We start from the raw sequence: 21,293 nt of genomic DNA on the forward strand, positions 1-21,293 counted from the left end.
TTCCCCCCACGTTGCCGTTCCGGACCCGCCTCCAGACTGCCGCACCGCGGACAGCCATGCTGGCCGGGTGGCGATCGGAGACCTGCGCCGGCCCCGGCAGGCCCTCGTGCTGGGCGGCGCGCGCTCGGGCAAGTCCTCCTTCGCCGAGCAGCTCCTCGCCCGCGAACGCGCGGTCGACTACGTGGCCTGCGGGCTGGTGCCCGACGGGAGCGACCGCGAGTGGACCGACCGCGTGACGCTGCACCGGAGCCGCAGGCCGGCGTCCTGGGCCACCATCGAGACCGTCGACGTCCCGGCTGTCCTCGCCCGGCCGGGGCCCCCGGTGCTCCTCGACTGCCTGACGACCTGGCTGGCGCGGGTCATGGACGACTGCGGGATCTGGTCCGAGGCGCCCGACGCCGACACCCGGCTCGCCGAGGCCGTGGACGCACTCGTGTCCGCCTGGGCGGGAACGCGCCGCCGTGTGGTCGCGGTGAGCAACGAGGTCGGCTCGGGGGTCGTGCCGGCCACGCCGTCCGGCCGGCGGTTCCGGGACGAGCTCGGCGTGCTCAACGCCCGCGTGGCGGAAGCCTCGTCCCGGGTCTGGCTGATCACCGCCGGGTTGCCGCAGCGCCTGCGCTGAGAGCTCAGGCCGTCCGGGGGCCCGCCCAGAGGTCGATCCCGCTGTCGACCGCGTGCCGGTCGATCGCGGCGAGCTCGTCGTCGGCGAAGGCGAGGCCGTCGAGGGCGTCGAGGTTCTGGTCGAGCTGGTCGACGCTGCTGGCGCCGACGAGCACGGTGGTCACCCGCCGGTCCCGCAGCGCCCAGGCCAGCGCCATCTGCGCCAGCGACTGCCCCCGCTGCTGCGCGATCTCGTTCAGCGCGCGGATGTGCCCGAGCGCCTCGTCGGTGAGCAGGTCGGTCGACAGCGACCCGCCCCGGGTCGCCCGGGAGCCCTCGGGGATGCCGTCGAGGTACTTGCTCGTGAGCATCCCCTGGGCGAGCGGTGAGAACGCGATGCAGCCGGCGCCGACGTCCTCGAGGACGTCGAGCAGGCCCTCGGTCTCGATCCAGCGGTTCAGCATCGAGTACGAGGGCTGGTGGATCAGCAGCGGCGTCCCGAGGTCGGCGAGGATGGCTGCCGCCCGTCTCGTCTCCTGGGGTGAGTAGGAGGAGATGCCGGCGTAGAGCGCCTTGCCCGACCGGACGGCGGTGTCCAGCGCGCCCATCGTCTCCTCGAGCGGCGTGGTCGGGTCGGGCCGGTGGGAGTAGAAGATGTCGACGTGGTCCAGCCGCATCCGCGTGAGCGACTGGTCGAGGCTCGACAGCAGGTACTTGCGCGAGCCGCCGCCCTGGCCGTACGGGCCCGGCCACATGTCGTAGCCGGCCTTCGTGGAGAGGACGAGCTCGTCGCGGTAGGGGGCGAAGTCGTCAGCGAAGTGCCGGCCGAAGTTGGTCTCCGCGGAGCCGTAGGGCGGGCCGTAGTTGTTCGCCAGATCGAAGTGGGTGACGCCCCGGTCGAAAGCACGGCGCAGGATCGCCCGCTGCCGGTCGAAGGGCACGTCGTCCCCGAAGTTCTGCCACAGCCCCAGGCTGATCGCCGGCAGGTCCAGGCCGCTGTTCCCGGTCCTCCGGTAGGTCATCGAGTCGTAGCGGGAGTCGGCTGCGCGGTAGTTCATACGTGCATCGTTCCTGGTCGGCAACCTCCACCGCACGGGGGCCAGCCCCCACAGTCGATGGCATCGCCCCGCTGCCCGCGGAATCGTCAACGATATCTGCGCCGAAGTCGGTCAGGAGCCGTGCCAGAACCGGCACGTGACGACTGCGCTCGAGGGGGCGGCCGGGACGCAGGTCGGGGTCGATGCCCTGCGGAAGGCCCTCATGCAGGGAGATCTCTCCCCCGGCCAGCGCCTGGTGGAGGCGGAGCTCGCCGAGTCCTACGGCGTCACCCGGGCCGCCGTCCGGGCTGCACTCATCGAACTGTCGACCGAGTGGATCCCCTGAACGACCTCGGGGGGAAGCTGCAGGCGGCGGTGGCCGACGGCGAGCCCCTCACGTACTCCTCGCGGAGCCGGGACCTGCACCGGACCATCCTCGAGCTGTCCCAGCAGCCGGTCGCCACCGAACTCCTGGACCGCCTGGAGGGCCAGAGCGCCCGGCACCAACAGCGGGTCGCACTGCGCGCCGGCCGCCCTCAGGTATCGCTCCGCGGGGACCTGGCCATCATCGGGGCGGTGTGCCGCCGCGATCCGGCCGCCGCCGAGGAGGCGGTCCGCGCTCACCTGCGCAGCGTGATCATCGGCCTGAGCCAGACCGACGCCTGAGCGGCCCCGTCCCGAAGGTAGATGTGAACGGGGGTAACCCCTTCCACGCCGGCTCGTTGAGAAGGCAGACCCGCCCTGCCCGCCGCCGAGCAAGGAGCCAGCATGCGCCGTCCCCGCCTCGTCCGTGCCGCCGTCGCAGCGGGCCTCACCTGCGCCGTGGTCGTCGCCGGGGGGTCCGGCGCCGCTGCCGCCCCGGGGGATCCCACCCCCGGATCGCCGGAGTACCTGGCCCGGGACGCGCAGAACATCGCGGACGCCTACGGCCGGCAGACGGCACCGGACGGGCAGCTGTCGCCGCAGTACGGGGTGGCCAGCGCCGGGCACATCGGCCCGGTCTTCGCCGCCGACCTGCTCGCGCAGGCGGCCCGGCCGAACCGCCCGGCCCTCACCCCCGCGATGGCCGTGCCGGGCTGGAACAGCGGCAACCCCTACCGCGCGGACTGGGCCGGTAGTCGAGGGCAGATGACCCCGGTCTCCTTTCCCGACCGCTACGGCGCGCTGGTGCAGGGCGACGTCTTCGCGCCGCTCCCCGGCGCCCGTGACCCGTACACCGGCGAGGTCCTCGAGGGCCCATTCCCCGGCGTGGTGATCACGACCGGCTCGGTGCAGGGCAGCGAGCGCATGTACTGGTGGCTGGCGCAGGACCTCGCCGAGCGCGGCTACGTCGTCCTGACCTACGACGTCCAGGGGCAGGGCAGGACCGAGACGTTCCCGCACCAGGGGGACGTCGAGGACCTCCCCTACTGCGACCTCGCCGCCGCGCCGCTCGCCGGCGAGGAGACCGCGTGCCCCGGCGTCCCGTCCCAGCAGACGGCCAACTTCGTCTACGGCACCGAGGACGCGATCGACTTCTTCCTGTCGACGCCGTCCGCGCCGTACGGCAACCCCGGCGCGGGGAGTGCCGACGTCGACGCGTTCAACCCGCTGTGGGAGCAGTTCGACCGCTCACCCGACACCGCGACGGCGACCCCCGGCCGGACGACGCGGCTCGCGCTGGTGGGCCACTCCCTCGGCGCGCTCGCGGTCTCCTACGTGCAGGGCGTCGACGAGCGGGTGCAGGCGGTCGTCGCCCTCGACAAGCTCTCGACGGAGGCGTCCATCCGCGGTTCGGAGCCCTTCGAGGCGCAGGGGCCGCTCGTCCCGACGGTGCCGGCGCTCGGCGTGCAGTCGGAGTACGGCTTCACCGTCGCGCCCTACTTCGCCAACTCCGGACTCTTCGACCCCTCGGGGGTCGGCTCGCCGGACCAGGCACCGGACCCGCGGCGTGAGCTCGCCACCGGCTACGACGGCTGGACGGCGGCCGGCGTCGACTCGATGGTGATCGTCCCCCGGGCGTCCACGCACCTGGAGTACACCGACATCGCCTACGTGCTGCCGGCGTCGCGGTACGGGCAGGCCGTGGCCAGCCACTACACGCAGGCCTGGCTCGGGAAGTACCTGCAGCACGACCCGGCGGCCGACGGCGCGCTGCTGGCGACGTCGTTCGACTACCTCGAGCCGGACTCGACCGGGACCTGGCAGTCGGTGGCTCTGGACCGCGCCGAGCGCCTGTCCTTCTACTTCTGCTCCGGCTACGACATCGCGACGGCGTCCGGCCGCCAGGTGGACGACGACATCGCCGGCGTCGGCTGTGACTAGCCGACCGTGGCGAGGGGTAGCCGCCGCGGGTGGACATCACCGAGCTGATCCTCACCCAGCACCATGAGCAGCGGCGGACGTTCGCGCTGCTCGACGAGCTCGCCGACCACCCGGCCGGGCTCGCCGCGGTGTGGGAGCGGCTGACCGTCCTGCTGGAGGTGCACGCGAAGGCCGAGGAGCTGTTCTTCTACCCGCGGCTGCTGAAGGTCGGCACCGGCGGGGGTGACGCCGAGAGCGCGGAGAGCGAGACCGAGGACGCGATCAAGGACCACAACGAGATCCGGGACGCCATCGCCGAGGCGGCGAAGCACGAGGTCGGCTCCGAGTCCTGGTGGACGGCGGTCCGCGACTGCGACGAGGCCAACAGCGACCACATGGCCGAGGAGGAGCGCGAGGACCTCGTCGACTTCCGGCAGCACGCGGACCTGCAGACCCGGCACGAGATCGCCGTCGAGTTCATCGTCTACGAGAACCAGCACGCCTCCCGGGGGATCACGCCGGAGGACGAGGACCCGGAGACCTACGTCGCCGAGCACAGCTGAGCGCGCCGACCAGGGCCTACGCTGGAGCGAGGAACCACCGTCGACGTCGGGAGGACCCCGTGCTCCGCTTCCTCGGACTACTGCTCGCCGTCTGGCTCGTGATCACCGTCCTGGGCGCCGTCATCAAGGGCCTGTTCTGGCTCGCCGTCGTGGGACTGATCTTCTTCGTGGCCACTGCGGCGATCGGCTGGAACAAGCGGAACAACAAGGCCCTCCCCCGCGGCTGGTGAGCGGCGGTCAGTCGCCGTCCGCGTCGCCGCTCATGCCGTCGGCGTAGGGAGTGACCGGGTTCGACCTGTCGAGAGCGACCGGCCGCGGCTGCGCCTGCTCCTCGACCTGGTCGACGACGTCGACCCTGGCGCTCGCCACGAGGTCCTCGACCGGGATCGCATACGGGTTCTCGCTCACGCGCGCAGCCTGGCGGGCACGCGCCGTCCCGTCCAGTGGGGGCTCCTCGGCGCGGCTGTGCGACTGCTGTGAGATCAGGCCACCGTCGAGCGTCTCTCCTTCCCGCCGGGCAGACTCCAGAGGTCGCGGGAGGTCCTGACGTCCTGGGACCGACGCACAGAGGGCGAGCGCGGATGGACGTGCAGGAGGAGACCGGCCCGACCCGGAGCACGGTGCCCACCACCGCGCCGGCCGGCTTGTCCCAGCGGGAGGCGGACGCCCGCCGGAAGCGCGGTGAGGCCAACGTCGCCGGCAGCGCGTCGTCCCGGAGCTATGCGCGGATCCTGCGCACCAACGTCTTCTCCTTCTTCAACATCATCCTGTTCGTGATCGGCGCGGCGCTGCTCGCGCTGGGCCGCTACAACGACGCCTTCACCAGCGTCGGCCTCGGCCTGGTCAACGCCGCCATCAGCGCCGTCCAGGAGATCCGGGCCAAGCGGAAGCTGGACCGCCTGCAGCTGCTCAGCCGGGGCCAGGTCACCGTGGTGCGCGACGGCGGCGACATCGCGGTGACGCCCGAGGAGGTCGTCCGCGGCGACGTGCTGCACCTGCGTCCCGGCGACCAGGTCGTGGTCGACGGCCCGCTCCTGGACGGCGGCCTGGTCGAGGTCGACGAGTCGCTGCTGACCGGCGAGTCCGAGCCGTTGCGGAAGTTGCCCGGCGACGATCTGCTCTCCGGCAGCTTCAGCGTCGGCGGGGAGGGGCACCAGCTCGCCCGGGACGTCGGCGCGGCCAGCTATGCCAGCCGGCTGACCGCCGACGCCCGCCGGGCCACGACCGACGTCACGCCCCTGCAGCGCCGCATCGAGTTCGTCGTCCGCCTGGTGATGGTGCTCGTGGCGCTGATGAGCGCGACGATCCTCCTGCAGGCCGCCCTGGAGGGATTCACGCTGGTCCGGGTCGTGCAGACCACCGCCGTGTTGTCCGGCCTCGTGCCCTACGGTCTGTTCTTCCTCGTCACCGTGGCCTACACGATGGGCGCCGCGAAGAGCGCAGGGGACGGCGCCCTCGTGCAGCGCGTCAACGCCGTGGAGTCGGTCAGCAACGTCGACGTCCTCTGCACCGACAAGACCGGCACGCTCACCACCGGCCGCCTGTCGCTGGCCGAGCTGCAGTCGGTCGGGGCCCTGGACGCCGGAGCCGCCGAGCACCTGGTCGGCTCCCTGGCCCGGAGCGCGGCCGCCGCCAACCTGACCACGTCGGCGCTCGCCGCCGCCCTCCCGGGCGAGGCGTGGCAGGTCAGGGACGAGATCCCGTTCTCGTCGTCGCTGCGTTGGAGCGCGCTGCGCACGGACGACGGCGTGTACGTCCTCGGGGCGCCCGACGCGCTCGCGCCCTCCCTCTCGGGATCACCTCTGACGGGGACCGTGACCGAGCGGGCCTCCCAAGGCCTCCGGGTGCTCGTCGTCGCGCGCGCCGTCGATCCCCACGCCCCGCTGCGCGATCCCGCCGGCCGCGCGCGGCTGCCCGCGCTCGACCCGGTCGCCGTCCTCGCCCTCGCCGACGAGCTGCGCCCCGACGTCCCCGCGACCTTCGCCCGGCTGACCGCCGACGGCATCGCGCTGAAGGTCATCTCGGGCGACGATCCCCGGACCGTCGCCGCCCTCGTCGCCCAGGCAGGGATCGACGGCGGCGAGCCGGTGGCCGGCCCGGATCTCACCCGCCTGTCCGAGCCCGAGCTGGACGCGGTGGTCGCCCGGACGACGGTGTTCGGCCGGATCGCCCCCGAGCAGAAGGAGCAACTGGTCGACTCCCTGCGCCGGCAGGGCCGCTACGTCGCCATGATCGGCGACGGCGTCAACGACGCCCGCGCGCTCAAGCGGGCGCAGGTCGGCGTGGCGATGAAGAGCGGCAGCGCCGTCACGCGGGACGTCGCCGACATCGTCCTGACCGGCGACTCCCTGGGCGCGCTGCTGCCCGCCCAGCACGAGGGACGCCGGATCATCAACGGGATCGGCACGTCGATGCAGGTCTTCCTCGCCCGCGTCGGCACGCAGGGCCTGGTGATCCTGGCCGTGACCATGCTCGGCCTGGGCTTTCCGTACTCACCGGCGAACGTCGGCCTGACCCTGCTCACCGTCGGCGTCCCGACGCTGTTCCTGACGACATGGGCCCGCCCGACGGCGCCCGACCCGCACCTGCTGGCCAACCTCGGGAAGTTCGTCGTCCCGGCCGCGGTGATCACGGCCGCGGGTGGGGTGGCGGTGTACGCCTACCACTACACGACTCTGCTGGACGGCTTCAGCTCCTCCGTCGTCCCCGACTTCGTGGTGAGCGACTTCGAGCGCTACACCGGGATCTCCTCCGGCGACGTCGGCTTCGCCGAGGCAGCCGCCACGATCGGGGCCCAGACCGCGCTGTCGACCTTCGTCTCCTACGCGGCGTTCCTGCTCATCCTGTTCCTGAAACCGCCGACCCGGTTCTTCGCGTCGTGGACGCGACCGGACGGCGACCGACGCCCCACGGTGCTCGTCGCCGTGCTCGTGGCGGTCTTCTCCGCCGGCCTGTTCATCCCCGCGGTCACCGACTACTTCGGGCTCACCACGGCCGCGGACCCGGTGTTCCGCACCGTGCTGCCCGCGCTCGTGGTGTGGTTCGCCGTGCTGAGCGCGGCCTACCGGTCGCGGCTGCTGGACCGCGCCCTCGGGCTGGCGAACCTGCCGTAGCGGCGTTCGCGCCGGGTCATCCCTGGCGCTGGAGCACGAAGTCGTAGTGGGCCTCCGACCACGGCACCTCGGACGTCCCGCCGTCCGGCGTGGCCCCGGGCCGGCGCGGCTCGAACGCCACGACGAGCTCCTGCTTCGTCCCGAAGACCACGTCGCTGTCGAGGTAGTCCGCACCCTCCTGGAACAGGTGGGTGATGAGGGGCTCGAAGCCCGGCACGTTGATGAGGAAGTGGATGTGCGCCGGGCGGAAATGGCTGATCTCGGTCTGCGAGATGAGGTCGCCGACCGGGCCGTCCATCGGGATCGTGTAGCCCAGCGGCGCGATGGTGCGCACGCAGTAGCTGCCGTCCTCCCGGGTCGCGTACTTGGCCCGCAGGCGCGCCTCGTCGATGTCGGGGACCTGCGACTCGTAGGCGCCCTCGGTGTCGGCCTGCCAGACGTCGAGCACGGCGCCCGCGACCGGGTTGCCCTCGAGATCGCGGACCGTGCCGTGCAGGTAGAACGGCGTACCGGGCAGCCCGTCGGACATGTCCGCGCCGAAGTCGAGTTCCGGCGAGCCCTCGATGTGGAACGGGCCGAGCACCGTCGCCGGAGTCGCGGCCGGGTCGAGCCGGTGGTTCATCTGGACCACCAGCATCGACAGGCCGAGGACGTCGGAGGTGAGGATGAACTCCTCGCGCTTCTCGTCGCTGATCTGCCCGGTCCGCGTCAGCCACCGGATCCCGGCCATCCACTCGGCCTCGGTCAGCCGCACCTCGCGGGCGAAGTCGTGCAGGTGCCGGACCAGCGCGGTCATCACCTCGGCCGTGCGCGCATCCCTGGCGGTGGCCCAGCGCGCGACGGCGAGGTCGGTGATGTTGTCCTCGGTGACGAGATGCATGGAGGTCCTCCTACCGGTCCGTGCGTGCGGCGGTCGCCGTCCGCGTACTGCAAGAGCTCAGGGCGTCAGCACCAGCCGGACACCCGCGTCCCCGGATGCCTGCCGTCGCCAGGCGTGCGCGACCTCGGCCAGCAGCACCGGTTCGTGCGCCACGCCCAGTCGCCCGGCGGCGGCGTTCTCCGCCACGGCGGTCACGGCGGACCGCCGCTGCTCACCGGTGAGTGCATTGTTGGTGTAGCCGAGGACCTCGGCCGAGCGGCTGCGCAGGAGGGCGGAGGAGAACTCCGCGACGTCGCCGGACGCGCCGCCGAGGTTGACCAGACGGCCCCCGTCGGCCAGCACCCGGGAGGCCGCGGTCGCCGCCGTGCCGAACACCGGGTCGATCACGACGTCGACCGCTCCGCCGCTCGCGTCGGCGAAGCGGGTCGCCAGCGCCTCCGCGTCGCCCGCCAGCGGCACCACAGCGTCTGCACCCGCTCGTCGCGCTCGCTCCTGCCCCTCCTCCGACCGGCACCCGGCGACGACTCGGCCGGCGCCCAGCAGCTTCGCCGCCCCCACCGCCGACTGCCCGACCGCTCCCCCGCCGCCGAGGACGAGCACCCGCTCCCCGGGCTGCAGCCGCCCGCGCCAGGTCAAGGCCATCCACGCAGCGACGGCGGAGAGCCCCAGGGCGGCGAGCGCCGGATCCGGGACGTCGGCCGCGATCGGGACGACGTCCGCGTCCGGGACGAGGCACCGTTCGGCGAGGCCGCCGTCGCCGGGGGCCATCCCCGCGGAGCTGGCGAACCAGACCCGCGTCCCAGGGGACAGGACGTCGGACCGCTCGACGACCCCGACCCCCTGCACGCCGGGCACGTACGGGGTGGCCGGTCGCCCGAAGTAGGAACTCCCCGAGGCGCAGAGCAGGTCCAGCGGCACGATCGGGGCCGCGGTCACCGCCACGAGCGTGAACCCGGGCGCCGGCACGGGATCCGGGTGCGACCCGTAGGCGGGCGCCTCCCCCGGGGTGTGCAGGACCGCTGCGCGCACGCGGGCCTCCCTCAGTCCGTCTCTGGGTCGACGTAGACGGCGTTGCGGTCGACGGCCAGGTAGGCAGCCATGCCGATCGGCCGGCGGCGTTCCTCGGCGATCTGGCCCAGGAGCCCGGCGGCGCGGGCGAGCAGCGCGAACCCGCGCAGCAGCTCCACCGGCAGACCGAGGTCGGCCAGCGCCGCACCGCACACCCCGGCACCGTTGAGCGGGAGCCGGCGGCCGAGCACCTGCTCGTGCATGCGCCCGACCGCCTCGAACAGCCGCAGGTGCGGTCCGCGCAGGCCCTCCTCCTCGGCGATGCCGATCAGGACCGGCGTCCGCGGGTCGCCGTCCTTGTGCACGGGGTGTCCGAGACCCGGAACGAGGCGACCGGCTGCCCGGGCCGATCGGACGGCCTCCAGGGCGAGCGCGTCCCACCCCTGGTCGTCCGTCGGATGGGGACCGTCGACACCGGCGAGCACCGCGTGCAGGAACATCCCGCAGTCCTCGGTGACGCCGAGGAAGCGCGACCCGCCGCCGAGCAGTCCGGCCGCGAGCGCGCCCTGCAGCGAGTCCGGCGCCGAGAGGTAGGTGAGGCGCGCCGCGATGGCCGTGGGGGTGAACCCGTGGTCGGCGAGGGCGACGAGCACGGCCTCGAAGACCCGGGTCTCCGACGGGGTGGGACGGCGGAGGGCGACCAGCCAGAAGGCGAGTTCGCCGAATCCGACCTTGCCCATGAGGTCGGCAGTGAGGTCCTGGCCCAGCAGCCGGATCTCGTCGGAGCTCGACGTGCCGAGGGAGGTGGGGAAGGACAGTGGCGTGCCGTCGGCGCTCATGCGGTGCGCTCCTCCCGGCCGTCGGTCAGCCATGTCCTGATCTCGGCGCCGTGCTCGTCGAGGGTCGGCGGCGGCAGCCGGTACGCGGCCTCGGTGGCCGAGAAGGTGATCGGGTTGCGCACCGAGGGGACGGCGGCCGCGCCCTCCCCGACGGTCACGACCGGGTCCAGGCCGATCTCCTCGGCGAAGGCCACGCCCTGGTCGATCGTGTTGATCGGCCCGCACGGCACCCCCGCGCCGATGATGTCGCGGAACCAGTCCATCTTCGACCGGGTGCGCAGCCGCTCGACGAGGAGCGGGCGGAGCTCGTCCCGGTTGGCGGTGCGGTTCTCGTTGCGCAGGAAGCGGGGGTCCGCGGCCAGGTCGGGGACGCCCAGCACCTCGCAGAGCCGGCGGAACTGGCCGTCGTTGCCGGCCGTGATGATCAGCTCGCCGTCGGCGCACGGCAGCGGCTCGTAGGGGAAGAGGCTCGGATGGCTGTTGCCCATCCGGAAGGGAACGACCCCGCCGGCGACGAACGCGCTGGTCTGGTTGACCAGTCCCGACAGGGCCGAGCTCAGCAGATTGACCTCGACGTGCTGCCCCGTACCCGTCTCGTGCCGGTGGTTGAGGGCGGCGAGCACGCCGATCGTGGCGTGCAGCCCCGCCATCACGTCGAACAGTGCGACCCCTGCCCGGTAGGGCTCGCCGTCGGCATCGCCGGTCAGGCTCATGAACCCCGAGATGGCCTGCACGATCAGGTCGTAGCCGGGCAGGGCGGCACCCCCGGGCCCGCTGCCGAAGCCGCTGATCGAGGCGTAGACGACGCCGGGGTTGACCGCGGCCACGCTGTCGTAGTCCAGGCCGAAGCGGGCCAGCCCACCGGGCTTGAAGTTCTCGACGACGACGTCGGCGCGGCGGGCCAGCTCGCGGGCGAGGTCGGCGTCCGCGGTGTCCTTGAGGTCGAGGGCGACCGATCGCTTGTTCCGGTTGACGCCGAGGTAGTAGGTCGCGACCCCCTCCCGGACCGGCGGTTGCCACGTGCGGGTGTCGTCGCCCCCGGGCCCCTCGACCTTGACCACCTCGGCGCCGAGGTCGGCGAGCAGCATCGTGCTGTACGGCCCGGCGAGGATTCGGGAGAAGTCCGCGACCAGGATGCCGGCCAGCGGCCCGCGGGTCACGCCTCCGCCGGGCCTGTCCGGTCCTGAACTCATCGCTCGCACCGCTCCTTGTGGTCGGGGACGGACATCCGTCCGCCTCGCCGATCGGCAGTCTCTTCAGCACCGTAGCGCGGTGTCAACCTGCGCTTCCACGTGACAGATGGTGCGCGCGTGCGCCCTTGACAGCGCAGACGGACAGCACGAGGGTGGCCGCGCACGCACCTGTTGACCGCTGTGCGGACAGTCGTCCGGCGGGAGTCGCGCACGTCCGAGGAGGAGACGATGACCCACTCCGAGCCCGCTCCCGAGCCCGGCCGACCCGTGGTGCTGCGCGGCGGCACGGTGCTGACCATGGACGACGCCGGCACGGTCCTGACCGACGCCGACGTCCTGGTGGTGGGCGACCGCATCGCCGGCGTCGGGGCCGGCCTGGACGTGCCGGAGGGCACGCAGGAGATCGACGCCCGCGGCGGCATCGTCATGCCCGGGATGATCGACACCCACCGGCACATGTGGCAGACCGCGATGCGCGGCTACGGCGCCGACTGGACGCTCACCCAGTACTTCGTCTGGTACTACCTCGAGCACGGCAAGAAGTTCCGTCCCGAGGACATCGCGGCGGGCAACCGGCTCGCGGCCATCGAGTCGCTCGACGCCGGTGTGACGACGACGGTCGACTGGTCGCACAACCTGCACACCATCGACCACGGGGAAGCGGCGCTCGACGCGTTGCGCTCGGTGCCCGGCCGGTTCGTGATGGCCTACGGCAACATCCAGGCCGGCCCGTGGGAGTGGAGCGCCGATCCCGCCGTCCGATCGCTGCTCGAGCGCCTGCGCGACGCGTCCGACGACATGATGGGCGTGCAGATGGCCTTCGACGTCACCGGCGACCCGACCTTTCCCGAGAAGGCGGCGTTCGAGGTGGCCCGGGACCTCGGGATCCCGGTGACGACGCACGCCGGTGTCTGGGGCGCCACCAACGACGACGGCATCCGCCTGATGCACGAGCACGGGTTCATGAACCCGGAGACGGTCTACGTGCACGCCTCCACCTTGACCCGGGACAGCTACCAGCGCATCGCCGCCACGGGCGGCTCGATCTCGGTGGCCACCGAGTCGGAGTGCAGCGCCGGCCAGGGACACGCGCCGACCGAGCAGGTGCTGGAGTACGGCATCCCGGTGTCGCTGTCGATGGACACCAGCGTGTGGTGGAGCGGCGACATGTTCTCCGCGATGCGGGCGACCCTCAACGCCGACCGGATGTCCGAGCACCTCACCGCTCATCTGGCCGGCGACACCATCACCCATCTGCGGCTGCGCGCCCAGAAGGTGGTCGAGTGGACCACACGCGGGGGCGCGCACGCCCTCGGCCGCGACGACCTCGGCAGCCTGCAGGAGGGCAAGAAGGCCGACGTCGTCCTGATCAAGAACGACAACTCCCCCGTGTCGTTCCCCCTGCTCAACCCCTTCGGGCACGTCGCCTTCCAGGCCCAGCGCGGAGACGTGCACACGGTGCTCGTCAACGGCCGGGTCGTGAAGCACGACGGAAAGCTGGTCGGCATCGACCTCGCGCCGGTCCGCCGGGAGATCGAGTCGACGATCGACTACCTGAAGGGCGCGTGCGGCGAGGAGACGTGGCAGCAGGGCATGTTCCCCGACATGCCTGCGGCCGAGGCAGCGATCCTCGACAACCCGTACCAGTACACCGACTACGTGGACGAGTCCAAGCGCGCCGGCGGCGAGGAACGGGTGCTCGGCCGCTGACGGGAGGGACGGCGAGAGAGAGGAAGACGGACATGGCGGGACGCGGCACCGGGCCGGACTTCGTCGAGGCGCTCGCGCGGGGTCTCGACGTGCTCGCCTGCTTCGACGCCGGCCACCGCGAGATGTCCCTGTCCGAGGTCGCCACGGCGGCCGGGCTTGCCCGCCCGACCGCCCGACGGCTGCTCCTGACGCTGGAGGAACTGGGCTTCGTCCGGTCCTGCGGCACCTCGTTCGTGCTGACCCCGAAAGTGCTCACCCTCGGCATGGCCTACGTGGGGGCGCTCGGGCTCTGGGACATCGCCCGGCCGCACCTGGAGGCCCTGGTCGCCAGCACGGGCGAGTCGTCGTCGATGGCGCAGCTGGACGGCGCCGACATCGTCTACGTCGCCCGGGTCTCCGTGCCCAAGCTGATCGCGCTGCGGGTCGACATCGGCACGCGTTTCCCGGCCGCCCAGACGTCCCAGGGCAAGGTGCTGCTGGCCGCCCTCTCCCCTACCGAGCTCGAGTCGACGCTCGCCGAGCCGAGCCGGGCGGGACTGCCGCCGTACATCGGCCGGTCCCCCGACCTGCTCCGGGACGAGCTGACCGAGATCCGGGCGCGCGGCTGGGCACTGGCCGACGAGGAGCTGGCGCCCGGCGTGCGCTCCGTCGCGGTTCCGGTCCGCGACCGCCACGGGGTGGTGCAGGCCGCGATGAACGTGACCGTGCACGCCGCCGAGACGGCGACCGAACGGCTGCTGCAGGAGTACCTGCCGCTACTGCTGCGGACGGCCGGCGACATCGGCGCGGAGTGGGCGCTGTGGCAGAGCCGCCCGCACGTCGAGGTCGCCCGGCGTTCCACGCACGGGTCCGCGACCGCCTGAAACGGAGGCGATCTGCCCTAGGGTGCCGCGCATGCGGTTCGGTCCGCCCGTCTCCTTCACTCGCAACGCGAACGGGACGACGCTGGCCTACCAGGTCCTCGGCGAGGGTCCGCTGGATCTGGTCTTCCTCTTCGGGTGGCCGAGCCATCTCGCGCTGATGTGGGAGAACCCCGCGTTCGCCGATTTCCTGCACCGGCTCGCGTCCTTCTCGCGACTGATCCTCTTCGACCGGACCGGCAACGGGATGTCCGACCGCGGCCCGACCGGCCACGCCTTCGAGGACTGGATGGACGACGTCCGCGCCGTCATGACGGCCGTCGGCTCCGAGCGCACCGCCTTCTTCGGCTGCCACCTGGGTGGGCGGCTGGCCCTGCTGTTCGCCGCCACCCATCCGGAGCTGACGTCGGCGGTGGTGACCTTCGCTGCGCACCCGGCGACCCTGCGCGACGACGACTACCCCTGGGGCGCGACTCCTGAGGAGCGGGCTCAGCTCATCGACGCCGTCGAGGCGGGGGCGCTGAACCCCGGGCAGCTCCTGTACGACCTCGCTCCGACGGATGTGACCGACGCCGCCACGCGCCGGTGGTGGACGACCTACCGGCACTCGGCCGCCAGCAATCCCGAGTCGCTGGACGAGATCACGGCGATGGGCCCGGTGGACATCCGGGGCGTGCTCGGCGCCGTCCGGGCGCCCACGCTGGTGCTGCACCGGAGCAGTGACCGCATGGCCGATGTCCGGGCGAGCAGATACATGGCCGAGCGACTCGCCGCGGCGACCTTCCGGGAACTGCCGGGCGATGACCACTTCCCGTTCTTCGGTGATCAGGACACCGTGGTGGCGCTGACGCAGGAGTTCCTGACCGGCAGCATGCCGGCGGCCGAGCCCGACCGCGTGGTGCTCACCGTGCTGTTCACCGACATCGTCGGCTCCACGGCGCGGGCGGCGGAGCTGGGCGACCGGCGCTGGCGTCGTCTGCTGGAAGAGCACAACACGGTGGTCCGGTCGAACCTGGCGCGGTTCCGGGGGCGCGAGGTGGAGACGACGGGCGACGGCTTCCTGGCGACCTTCGACGGCCCGGCGCGGGCGATCCGGGCGGCGGCGGCCATGCGGGCGGAACTCGCGGAGCAGGGGCTGCAGATCCGGGTGGGGCTGCACACCGGCGAGGTCGAACTGGTCGACGACCACATCCGCGGGATCGCCGTGCACATCGCCGCCCGCGTGCTGGCCCGCGCCGGCACCGCAGAGATCCTCTGTTCGCGCACGGTCAGGGACCTCGTCGCAGGCTCTGGCTTCCGATTCAGTCCGCGCGGGAGCCACCGGCTCAAGGGCGTCCCCGACGAGTGGGAGCTGTTCGCGGCTGACCTCGCCGCGCCGTAGTCGGATGCTGTCTGGCACCCCGGGGCGTGACCTCTGGGCCGCGGGCTCGTTCTCGGAGCAGACGCACCATCCCCTGCTCCGACAGGAGAGGCCCATGATGCACAGCTCCGTTCGCGGGCGTACCGCCTTGTGCGGGCTCGCCACCGCCGTACTGGTCGGCTTCACCACGACCGGCCTCATCGCGCCCGCCGCGGCGGACCCCGAGAGCTTCCGGCCACAGCTGGTCACGGTCGACACCCCCACGAGCGCCGACCGGGAGCTGCTGCAGACCCTGGGTCTCGACCTCACCGAGCACGCCGGCCAGGACTACGTCGAGGTCGTGCTGCACACCCTCGACGACGTGGCTGCGCTCGCCACCGCAGGGCTGAGCTACGACGTCCGCATCCCCGACCTGCTGGTCCGCGAGGCCGAGAACAATCAGGTGAACGCGGCCTACGCGGCGACGACGGCCACCTCGCCCCTGCCGTCCGGGCGGGACGCGTACCGCACGCTGGACGACTACGACGCCGACATGGCGGCGCTCGCCGCATCCCACCCCGACCTGGTCACCTCGTTCTCCCTGCCGCACCCGTCGCTGGACGGCAAGCAGATCAACGGCATCGAGATCGGGCAGAACGTGACCGGACCCGAGCAGGGGCTGCCGGTGTTCCTCATGCTCGGCGTGCACCACGCGCGCGAGTGGCCCTCCGGGGAGCACGCGATGGAGTTCGCGATCGACCTCGTCGAGAACTACGGCAGCGACCCCCGGATCACCGACCTCGTGAACCGCTCGCGGGTGATCGTGGTGCCGGTGCTGAACGTCGACGGTTTCGACAAGTCCCGCACCGACGGCGAGTTGATCGATCTGCGTGCGGCCGACGGGGGCGGCACAGCGACCATCCTGGGCACGCCCGGCAACGCGTACATGCGCAAGAACTGCCGCGTCGTCGACGGGCAGGACACCCCCGACGGAACCTGCGCCCTCGCGGCCACCAGCCCCGGCGGTTACGGGATCGGCGTCGACCTGAACCGCAACTACGGCGGCTACTGGGGCGGTCCCGGGGCTTCGGACGTCTTCGCCGACCCCACGTACCGCGGCGCCGCGGCGTTCTCCGAGCCCGAGACGCAGAACATCCGGGAGCTGATCAGCGGCCGTCAGGTGACGACGCTGATCACCAACCACACGTTCTCCAACCTGGTGCTCCGCCCGAACGGCGCGGCACCGGACCTGGTGCCCGGCAGCGAGGGCATCCCGCTGGGTGACCCCCACGACGAGGCGGCGCTGAAAGCGCTCGGTGACGAGATGGCTGCGCAGAACGGCTACACGAGCCAGCACGCGTGGGAACTCTACGACACCACCGGCTCGGTCGAGGACTGGTCGTACAACGCGACGGGCGGTTTCGGGTACACGTTCGAGATCGGCCCGGACGAGTTCCACCCGCCGTTCCCGAAGGTGGTGGACGAGTACCTGGGTGCCGGGGAGTACAGCGGCAAGGGCAACCGGGAGGCGTTCCTGATCGCGCTCGAGAACGCCGTCGACCCGGCGACGCACTCGGTGCTCACCGGCGAGGCCCCGGCCGGAGCGACCCTGCGGCTGCGGAAGACGTTCGCCACCCCGACCTGGGACGGCTCGATCCAGGACAGCCTCGACACGGCGATGACCGTCGGACCGGACGGCCGGTACACCTGGCACGTCAACCCCTCCACCCGCCCGGTGGTGATGGACCGGCAGGTCGAGACGGTGTCCGGCGACCCGGTGGCGGAGGAGTCGTGGACCGGGACGACGGCACCGCTCCAGTCCACCGACCAGGAGTTCACCGTCGACCAGGACGTCGACCTGCTCGAGATCAACCTGGACTGGCCGACTGCTGACGACCTGGACCTCGAGGTCTATCGCACGAACGCCGACGGCTCGCTGACGCAGGTCGGCAGCTCGGGGAACTCGGTCAACGAGAAGGAGCGGGTGCTGCTGCAGGACCCGGCGCTGGGCACCTACGTGCTGCGGGTGATCAACTTTGCCTCGGTGACGCCGAGCTGGACGCTGACCGCCGAGCTGTTCGACGCCGACACCTCGACGGTGCCCGGGCTGGTGGAGAACTGGACGCTGACCTGCGAGCGCGACGGCGCGGTGGCCCAGACCGTGCCGGTCGTCGTCGACCGCGGGCAGCAGCTCCAGGTCGACCTCACCGCCTGCGGACGCCCCTGAGTCGCGGACGGCCGGGCGGGAGGGCGGGGCGACAGCTCCGTCGTCCCGCCCGCTCGGTAGATCAGCTCGCCGCGGGGACCCGCTGGGATCGCTCCGGCGAGTGCGACACCAGCTCGGGCGGCGCCTCGTACGCCCTCAGGACGGTTCTCTCCGCCGCGCTCCCGTAGAGCTTTCCTTCGTAGGCCTTGACCGCCGCGACCAGCACGATGCTCACCACGACGAGCAGCGACCACGACCCGAGCTTGGCTGCGTGGACGAGGGTCCACACCGACTCCTGCGAGGGGTACTGCCAGGCGCGCAGGAAGGTCGCGGCGTTCTCCGCGGCCCAGAGGAAGAAGCCGATGAGGACGAACGACAGGGCCAGCGGCATCGCGTACCGGTGCCGGCCGACGGTGAAGTGCACCCAGGCGCGCCTGGTCACGAAGAGCAGGACGAGCGCGAGCAGCAGCCGCACATCCCACGTCACGTGCGACGTGAAGAAGTTCAGATAGATGAGGCCGGCCACGAAGGCTGTCGTGCGGGCCCGGTAGCCGGTGATCCGCAGGTGGAACCGACGCCACGCCTGGCAGACGTAGCTGCCCACCGCGGCGTACATGAAGCCGCTGTAGAGCGGCACACCGCCGATCGTGGCGAGGCCGGTGTCGGGATAGGACCACGACCCCTGGCGGACCTTGAACACCTCGAGCGCCAGGCCGACGAGGTGGAAGCCGAAGATGACGGCGACCTCGCGGCCGGTCTCCCAGCGTGTCAGCCAGAGCACCAGCGTGACCCCGAGGCACCAGATCAGCAGCGCGTCGGCGGGGTCGATCGGCAGCGGCACGACCCGGACGAGAGCCAGACCGAGGAAGAACAGGACGGCGAACAGGCAGCACTGCGCCTCGATCCAGGCGAACCGCAGCAGCTGCTTCATCCGCGGAAGGCTAGATGAGCGGCGGCCGGGGGCCGGGGCACTGCCGGACACGCGTGTCGGTGGCTAGGTCCCCCGGGGCCGGGCCAGCCGGACCTCAACGGGGCGTGGACGGGCTCGGCCGGAAGGCCGGCCCGTGCGCGCAGACGACGAGCGTGGCCAGGTCGAGCACGCGCTCGCGCTGCTGCCGCAACTGCTCCCGGTCGGTGCAGTAGGGGTCGTCGGCCGGCCCCTGCTCCGTCCACCACAGGTGCGTCAGGGCGACGACGTCGTCGGGTGTGCCCACGAGCGTGGTGATGTCCTGCGGCGTGTGCCCGGGGGTGGCCAGCAACCGGATGCTGGGCGAGAGCTGCACGCCGTCGGCGGGGCGGCGGGTGAACGTGTGGCCCTCGATGACGGACTGGAAGTCGTGCACCGGGACCACGGGGAAGAGGGCGACGTTGAGGGTGTGGTCGAGGTGGTGGTGGCTGACGACGACGTCCGTCACGTCCTCAGGTCGGACGCCGAGCTCGCGCAGCGGCCGGAGGATGAGGTCGCGGTCGGCCACCATGCCCGGATCCACGACGACGACGCGGTCGGCGTCGCGCACGAGGCTCACCGTGCCCGCGACGTGCGGCATGCGCACGTAGCCCTCGACGAGGACGTCGACACGGGCAGTTCGCGACAGCTCGGGCATGCGGCGGACGCTAGCAACCGGGCTGAGCGCCGGAGTTGCGGCTCGGGTCGGAAACAGAGGCATCGGTCGAGGTGTTGTGAGGGGTGTGCTCGATCAGAAGGAGGCACACGATGACCACTGAGACAGCCATCCTCGCCGGCGGTTGCTTCTGGGGCGCCCAGGAGTTGCTGCGGAAGCGTGCGGGGGTGATCTCGACCCGTGTCGGGTATTCCGGAGGCGACACCCCGAACGCGACCTACCAGAATCACGGCGATCACGCGGAGGCGGTCGAGATCGTCTTCGACCCCGACGTCATCTCGTTCCGGGACGTGCTGGAGTTCTTCTTCCAGATCCATGACCCGTCGACCGCGAACCGGCAGGGCAACGACGTGGGCCGCAGCTACCGCTCGGCGATCTTCTACACGAGCGAGGAGCAGAAGCGCGTCGCTCTGGACACGATCGCCGACGTCGACGCGTCGGGCCTGTGGCCCGGCACGGTCGTCACCGAGGTGACCGCGGCCGGGCCGTTCTGGGAGGCCGAGGAGGAGCACCAGGACTACCTGCAGAAGATCCCCTACGGCTACACCTGCCACTTCGTGCGGCCCGACTGGGTGCTCCCGCGCCGCCAGGCGCAGATCGTTCGATAGCCGAACCGCTGAGGGCGACAGACAGCACACGAGGGGTGCGGAGACCCGGTCTCCGCACCCCTCGTGTCGACGCGCGAGGGGCTCGTCCCTGTCGTCGCCTGGTGGGAGGCTGACCGTGCCGCTGGACGGCGGCGCGGGCAGTCGACGGAGCGAGGCAGCATGCAGGACGTGGAGGTCCGCCGGCACACGGCGGCACCCGTGCAGCGGGTATGGGACGTGGCGACCGACCTCGCGGGCGCACCGCAGGTGATCCAGGGGGTCGACGCCGTTGAGGTGCTCACGCCGGGGCCCTTCGGCCTCGGGACGCGCTGGCGGGAGACGCGCACGATGATGGGCCGGTCGGCGACCGAGGAGATGACGGTGACCGCGGTGGAACCGCAGCGGTCCTACACCGTCGAGGCGACGAGTTCAGGCGCCCACTACGTGTCGACCTTCGCGTTCGCGCCGTCCGCGGACGGCGGAACCGACGTGACGACGACCTTCGGCGGCCGGCCGACCAGCACGGTGGCGCGAGTCCTCGGCGCGGTCACCGCCCCGCTGGCCCGACGCGCCGTGACCAAGGCTCTGGAGCAGGACCTGGGCGACATCGCGGAGGCGGCCGAGCGGGGCTGACCCCCGTCCCCGAACTCCACCGATGAGTCCCGCCGGCCCGCCCGGTCGAGCAGGACGTACCCGTCGCCTTACCGACCTGGAGACCTCCCGTGACCACGCCCGCCCACCCCGGCCGCACGCTGTTCGTGAACATGCCCGTAGCGGACCTGGAGCGCAGCAAGGCGTTCTTCGCGACGCTCGGCTTCAGCTTCAACCCGAACTTCACCGACGAGACTGCCGCCTGGATGGATCCGGCGGCGGCGCCGGGCCCCGAGGAGTTCGCGACCAGCCGCCTGGCACCAACCTGACGGTCGGGTACACCTAGCTGAGCTGCTCGGCCAACGCGACGATGATCCCGACGGGGCCGCGGACGTAGCAGAGCCGGTAGCTGTCCTGGTACTGCACTACCTCTCCGATGAGCTCCGCTCCGTGGGCTCGCAGGCCGGCGACAGCGGCGTCGATGTCGTCGACGGTGAACATGATGCTGCGCAGGCCCAGTGTGTTGCCCAGTGCATTGTCCGGCTGAGTGCTGACCGCCGCGGGGGTGTGGAACTTCGTCAGCTCGAGCCGACCGTGGTCGTCCGCGGTCCGCATCATCGCGATGTCGACTCGAACGCCGTCGAGCCCGTTGAGACGGTCCACCGAAGGTCCCTCGATCGGCGCCCGGCCCTCCAGCTCCATCCCGAGTTCGGCGAAGAACGCGATGGCGGCCTCGAGGTCGTCGACGACGACGCTCACGTGGTCCAGCCGCTGAAGTGCCATGGTGGTTGCCCTTCTTCAATAGACAGCCGCCAGCAACGTCGGAGGGGCGGGCGACCACGTGGTCGCCCGCCCCTCTTAC

Annotated in this window: 23 protein-coding genes; 14 read left to right on the forward strand and 9 right to left on the reverse strand. The window is 71.9% G+C overall.

Going from position 1 to position 21,293, the window contains the following annotated elements; translation table 11 throughout:
- The first annotated feature begins 67 nt into the window (after positions 1-67).
- Positions 68-622, forward strand: a complete 555-nt coding sequence (locus E4P38_RS15715; RefSeq protein WP_245161061.1) for a bifunctional adenosylcobinamide kinase/adenosylcobinamide-phosphate guanylyltransferase — start codon at positions 68-70, stop codon at positions 620-622.
- 4 nt (positions 623-626) lie between these two features.
- Here the strand turns inward: E4P38_RS15715 and mgrA are convergent, their stop codons facing one another.
- Positions 627-1,658 (reverse strand): L-glyceraldehyde 3-phosphate reductase, encoded by a 1,032-nt coding sequence (gene mgrA, locus E4P38_RS15720; protein ID WP_135132891.1) that lies wholly within the window; start codon positions 1,656-1,658, stop codon positions 627-629.
- 136 nt (positions 1,659-1,794) lie between these two features.
- Here mgrA and E4P38_RS23240 point away from each other — a divergent pair, with 136 nt between their 5' ends.
- The 5 genes from E4P38_RS23240 to E4P38_RS22965 all read left to right on the forward strand — a co-directional run bounded on the left by E4P38_RS23240 (position 1,795) and on the right by E4P38_RS22965 (position 4,713).
- A complete protein-coding gene (locus E4P38_RS23240; RefSeq protein ID WP_209309135.1) occupies positions 1,795-1,983 on the forward strand; it encodes a GntR family transcriptional regulator in 189 nt (62 codons plus the stop codon).
- Positions 1,971-2,303, forward strand: a complete 333-nt coding sequence (locus tag E4P38_RS15725) for an FCD domain-containing protein (RefSeq protein WP_209309136.1) — start codon at positions 1,971-1,973, stop codon at positions 2,301-2,303. Before E4P38_RS23240 ends, E4P38_RS15725 begins: the two co-directional genes overlap by 13 nt.
- A gap of 102 nt (positions 2,304-2,405) precedes the next feature.
- Entirely contained in the window at positions 2,406-3,941 is a 1,536-nt protein-coding gene (locus tag E4P38_RS15730) for an alpha/beta hydrolase (RefSeq protein WP_135132892.1), read from the forward strand.
- Positions 3,942-3,970: 29 nt separating this feature from the next.
- Positions 3,971-4,483: a hemerythrin domain-containing protein gene (locus E4P38_RS15735; RefSeq protein WP_135132893.1), complete on the forward strand. Its 513-nt coding sequence runs from the start codon at positions 3,971-3,973 to the stop codon at positions 4,481-4,483.
- A 59-nt stretch (positions 4,484-4,542) separates the two neighbouring features.
- The gene (locus E4P38_RS22965; RefSeq protein ID WP_167760589.1) at positions 4,543-4,713 is read left to right on the forward strand and encodes a hypothetical protein; all 171 of its coding nucleotides are present in this window, start codon (positions 4,543-4,545) and stop codon (positions 4,711-4,713) included.
- Positions 4,714-4,720: 7 nt separating this feature from the next.
- Here E4P38_RS22965 and E4P38_RS22970 read toward each other — a convergent pair whose 3' ends face one another.
- Positions 4,721-4,891, reverse strand: a complete 171-nt coding sequence (locus E4P38_RS22970; RefSeq protein ID WP_167760590.1) for a hypothetical protein — start codon at positions 4,889-4,891, stop codon at positions 4,721-4,723.
- A 173-nt stretch (positions 4,892-5,064) separates the two neighbouring features.
- Between E4P38_RS22970 and E4P38_RS15740 the strand changes: the two genes are divergently transcribed.
- Complete coding sequence (locus tag E4P38_RS15740; protein ID WP_135132894.1) at positions 5,065-7,596, forward strand: HAD-IC family P-type ATPase; 2,532 nt, start codon at positions 5,065-5,067, stop codon at positions 7,594-7,596.
- Positions 7,597-7,612: 16 nt separating this feature from the next.
- On the opposite strand, the gene E4P38_RS15745 is transcribed toward E4P38_RS15740, so the two are convergent.
- From E4P38_RS15745 to E4P38_RS15760, 4 genes are read right to left on the reverse strand one after another with little or no spacing between them, the layout of a single operon-like run.
- The gene (locus E4P38_RS15745) at positions 7,613-8,476 is read right to left on the reverse strand and encodes a dioxygenase (protein WP_135132895.1); all 864 of its coding nucleotides are present in this window, start codon (positions 8,474-8,476) and stop codon (positions 7,613-7,615) included.
- A 57-nt stretch (positions 8,477-8,533) separates the two neighbouring features.
- Complete coding sequence (locus E4P38_RS15750) at positions 8,534-9,505, reverse strand: zinc-binding alcohol dehydrogenase family protein (protein ID WP_135132896.1); 972 nt, start codon at positions 9,503-9,505, stop codon at positions 8,534-8,536.
- An 11-nt stretch (positions 9,506-9,516) separates the two neighbouring features.
- Positions 9,517-10,323 carry a citryl-CoA lyase gene (locus E4P38_RS15755; RefSeq protein ID WP_135132897.1) on the reverse strand — a complete coding sequence of 269 codons (807 nt, stop codon included), beginning with the start codon at positions 10,321-10,323 and terminating at the stop codon, positions 9,517-9,519.
- Positions 10,320-11,516, reverse strand: a complete 1,197-nt coding sequence (locus E4P38_RS15760; protein ID WP_135132898.1) for a CoA transferase — start codon at positions 11,514-11,516, stop codon at positions 10,320-10,322. The genes E4P38_RS15755 and E4P38_RS15760 overlap by 4 nt, the downstream gene beginning before the upstream one ends.
- Before the next feature lie 228 nt (positions 11,517-11,744).
- On the opposite strand from E4P38_RS15760, the gene E4P38_RS15765 reads away from it, so the two are divergent.
- The 4 genes from E4P38_RS15765 to E4P38_RS23885 all read left to right on the forward strand — a co-directional run bounded on the left by E4P38_RS15765 (position 11,745) and on the right by E4P38_RS23885 (position 17,652).
- Entirely contained in the window at positions 11,745-13,226 is a 1,482-nt protein-coding gene (locus tag E4P38_RS15765) for an amidohydrolase family protein (protein WP_135132899.1), read from the forward strand.
- Positions 13,227-13,258: 32 nt separating this feature from the next.
- Positions 13,259-14,089 (forward strand): IclR family transcriptional regulator C-terminal domain-containing protein, encoded by an 831-nt coding sequence (locus tag E4P38_RS15770; RefSeq protein ID WP_135132900.1) that lies wholly within the window; start codon positions 13,259-13,261, stop codon positions 14,087-14,089.
- Positions 14,090-14,120: 31 nt separating this feature from the next.
- Positions 14,121-15,467: an adenylate/guanylate cyclase domain-containing protein gene (locus E4P38_RS15775; protein ID WP_135132901.1), complete on the forward strand. Its 1,347-nt coding sequence runs from the start codon at positions 14,121-14,123 to the stop codon at positions 15,465-15,467.
- Positions 15,468-15,561: 94 nt separating this feature from the next.
- Complete coding sequence (locus E4P38_RS23885) at positions 15,562-17,652, forward strand: M14 family metallopeptidase (RefSeq protein WP_135132902.1); 2,091 nt, start codon at positions 15,562-15,564, stop codon at positions 17,650-17,652.
- Between the two features lie 61 nt (positions 17,653-17,713).
- On the opposite strand, the gene E4P38_RS15785 is transcribed toward E4P38_RS23885, so the two are convergent.
- Positions 17,714-18,562 carry a DUF817 domain-containing protein gene (locus tag E4P38_RS15785; RefSeq protein ID WP_135132903.1) on the reverse strand — a complete coding sequence of 283 codons (849 nt, stop codon included), beginning with the start codon at positions 18,560-18,562 and terminating at the stop codon, positions 17,714-17,716.
- A 94-nt stretch (positions 18,563-18,656) separates the two neighbouring features.
- Positions 18,657-19,235 (reverse strand): MBL fold metallo-hydrolase, encoded by a 579-nt coding sequence (locus E4P38_RS15790; RefSeq protein WP_135132904.1) that lies wholly within the window; start codon positions 19,233-19,235, stop codon positions 18,657-18,659.
- Positions 19,236-19,345: 110 nt separating this feature from the next.
- Here E4P38_RS15790 and msrA point away from each other — a divergent pair, with 110 nt between their 5' ends.
- From msrA to E4P38_RS23245, 3 genes are all read left to right on the forward strand, one after another.
- Positions 19,346-19,861, forward strand: a complete 516-nt coding sequence (msrA, locus tag E4P38_RS15795; protein WP_135132905.1) for a peptide-methionine (S)-S-oxide reductase MsrA — start codon at positions 19,346-19,348, stop codon at positions 19,859-19,861.
- A gap of 159 nt (positions 19,862-20,020) precedes the next feature.
- Positions 20,021-20,473, forward strand: coding sequence for an SRPBCC family protein (locus E4P38_RS15800; RefSeq protein WP_135132906.1), 453 nt, complete (start codon positions 20,021-20,023; stop codon positions 20,471-20,473).
- Between the two features lie 89 nt (positions 20,474-20,562).
- Complete coding sequence (locus E4P38_RS23245; RefSeq protein ID WP_209309137.1) at positions 20,563-20,760, forward strand: hypothetical protein; 198 nt, start codon at positions 20,563-20,565, stop codon at positions 20,758-20,760.
- Positions 20,761-20,773: 13 nt separating this feature from the next.
- Here the strand turns inward: E4P38_RS23245 and E4P38_RS15810 are convergent, their stop codons facing one another.
- A complete protein-coding gene (locus E4P38_RS15810) occupies positions 20,774-21,214 on the reverse strand; it encodes a VOC family protein (protein WP_135132907.1) in 441 nt (146 codons plus the stop codon).
- Between the last annotated feature and the right edge of the window lie 79 nt (positions 21,215-21,293).

This window comes from Blastococcus sp. CT_GayMR16, assembly GCF_004570875.1.
In the GTDB taxonomy this organism is placed as follows: domain Bacteria; phylum Actinomycetota; class Actinomycetes; order Mycobacteriales; family Geodermatophilaceae; genus Blastococcus_B.

Bases quoted from the DNA above. Each gene is read 5' to 3' on its own strand.
- E4P38_RS15800 (WP_135132906.1), top strand. From the start codon at position 20,021: ATGCAGGACGTGGAGGTCCGCCGGCACACGGCGGCACCCGTGCAGCGG.
- E4P38_RS15740 (WP_135132894.1), top strand. From the start codon at position 5,065: ATGGACGTGCAGGAGGAGACCGGCCCGACCCGGAGCACGGTGCCCACC.
- E4P38_RS15770 (WP_135132900.1), top strand. From the start codon at position 13,259: ATGGCGGGACGCGGCACCGGGCCGGACTTCGTCGAGGCGCTCGCGCGG.
- mgrA (WP_135132891.1), bottom strand. From the start codon at position 1,658: ATGAACTACCGCGCAGCCGACTCCCGCTACGACTCGATGACCTACCGG.
- E4P38_RS15775 (WP_135132901.1), top strand. From the start codon at position 14,121: ATGCGGTTCGGTCCGCCCGTCTCCTTCACTCGCAACGCGAACGGGACG.
- E4P38_RS15755 (WP_135132897.1), bottom strand. From the start codon at position 10,323: ATGAGCGCCGACGGCACGCCACTGTCCTTCCCCACCTCCCTCGGCACG.
- E4P38_RS15810 (WP_135132907.1), bottom strand. From the start codon at position 21,214: ATGGCACTTCAGCGGCTGGACCACGTGAGCGTCGTCGTCGACGACCTC.
- E4P38_RS15730 (WP_135132892.1), top strand. From the start codon at position 2,406: ATGCGCCGTCCCCGCCTCGTCCGTGCCGCCGTCGCAGCGGGCCTCACC.
- E4P38_RS23885 (WP_135132902.1), top strand. From the start codon at position 15,562: ATGATGCACAGCTCCGTTCGCGGGCGTACCGCCTTGTGCGGGCTCGCC.
- E4P38_RS15765 (WP_135132899.1), top strand. From the start codon at position 11,745: ATGACCCACTCCGAGCCCGCTCCCGAGCCCGGCCGACCCGTGGTGCTG.
- E4P38_RS15760 (WP_135132898.1), bottom strand. From the start codon at position 11,516: ATGAGTTCAGGACCGGACAGGCCCGGCGGAGGCGTGACCCGCGGGCCG.
- E4P38_RS15790 (WP_135132904.1), bottom strand. From the start codon at position 19,235: ATGCCCGAGCTGTCGCGAACTGCCCGTGTCGACGTCCTCGTCGAGGGC.
- E4P38_RS15785 (WP_135132903.1), bottom strand. From the start codon at position 18,562: ATGAAGCAGCTGCTGCGGTTCGCCTGGATCGAGGCGCAGTGCTGCCTG.
- E4P38_RS15745 (WP_135132895.1), bottom strand. From the start codon at position 8,476: ATGCATCTCGTCACCGAGGACAACATCACCGACCTCGCCGTCGCGCGC.
- msrA (WP_135132905.1), top strand. From the start codon at position 19,346: ATGACCACTGAGACAGCCATCCTCGCCGGCGGTTGCTTCTGGGGCGCC.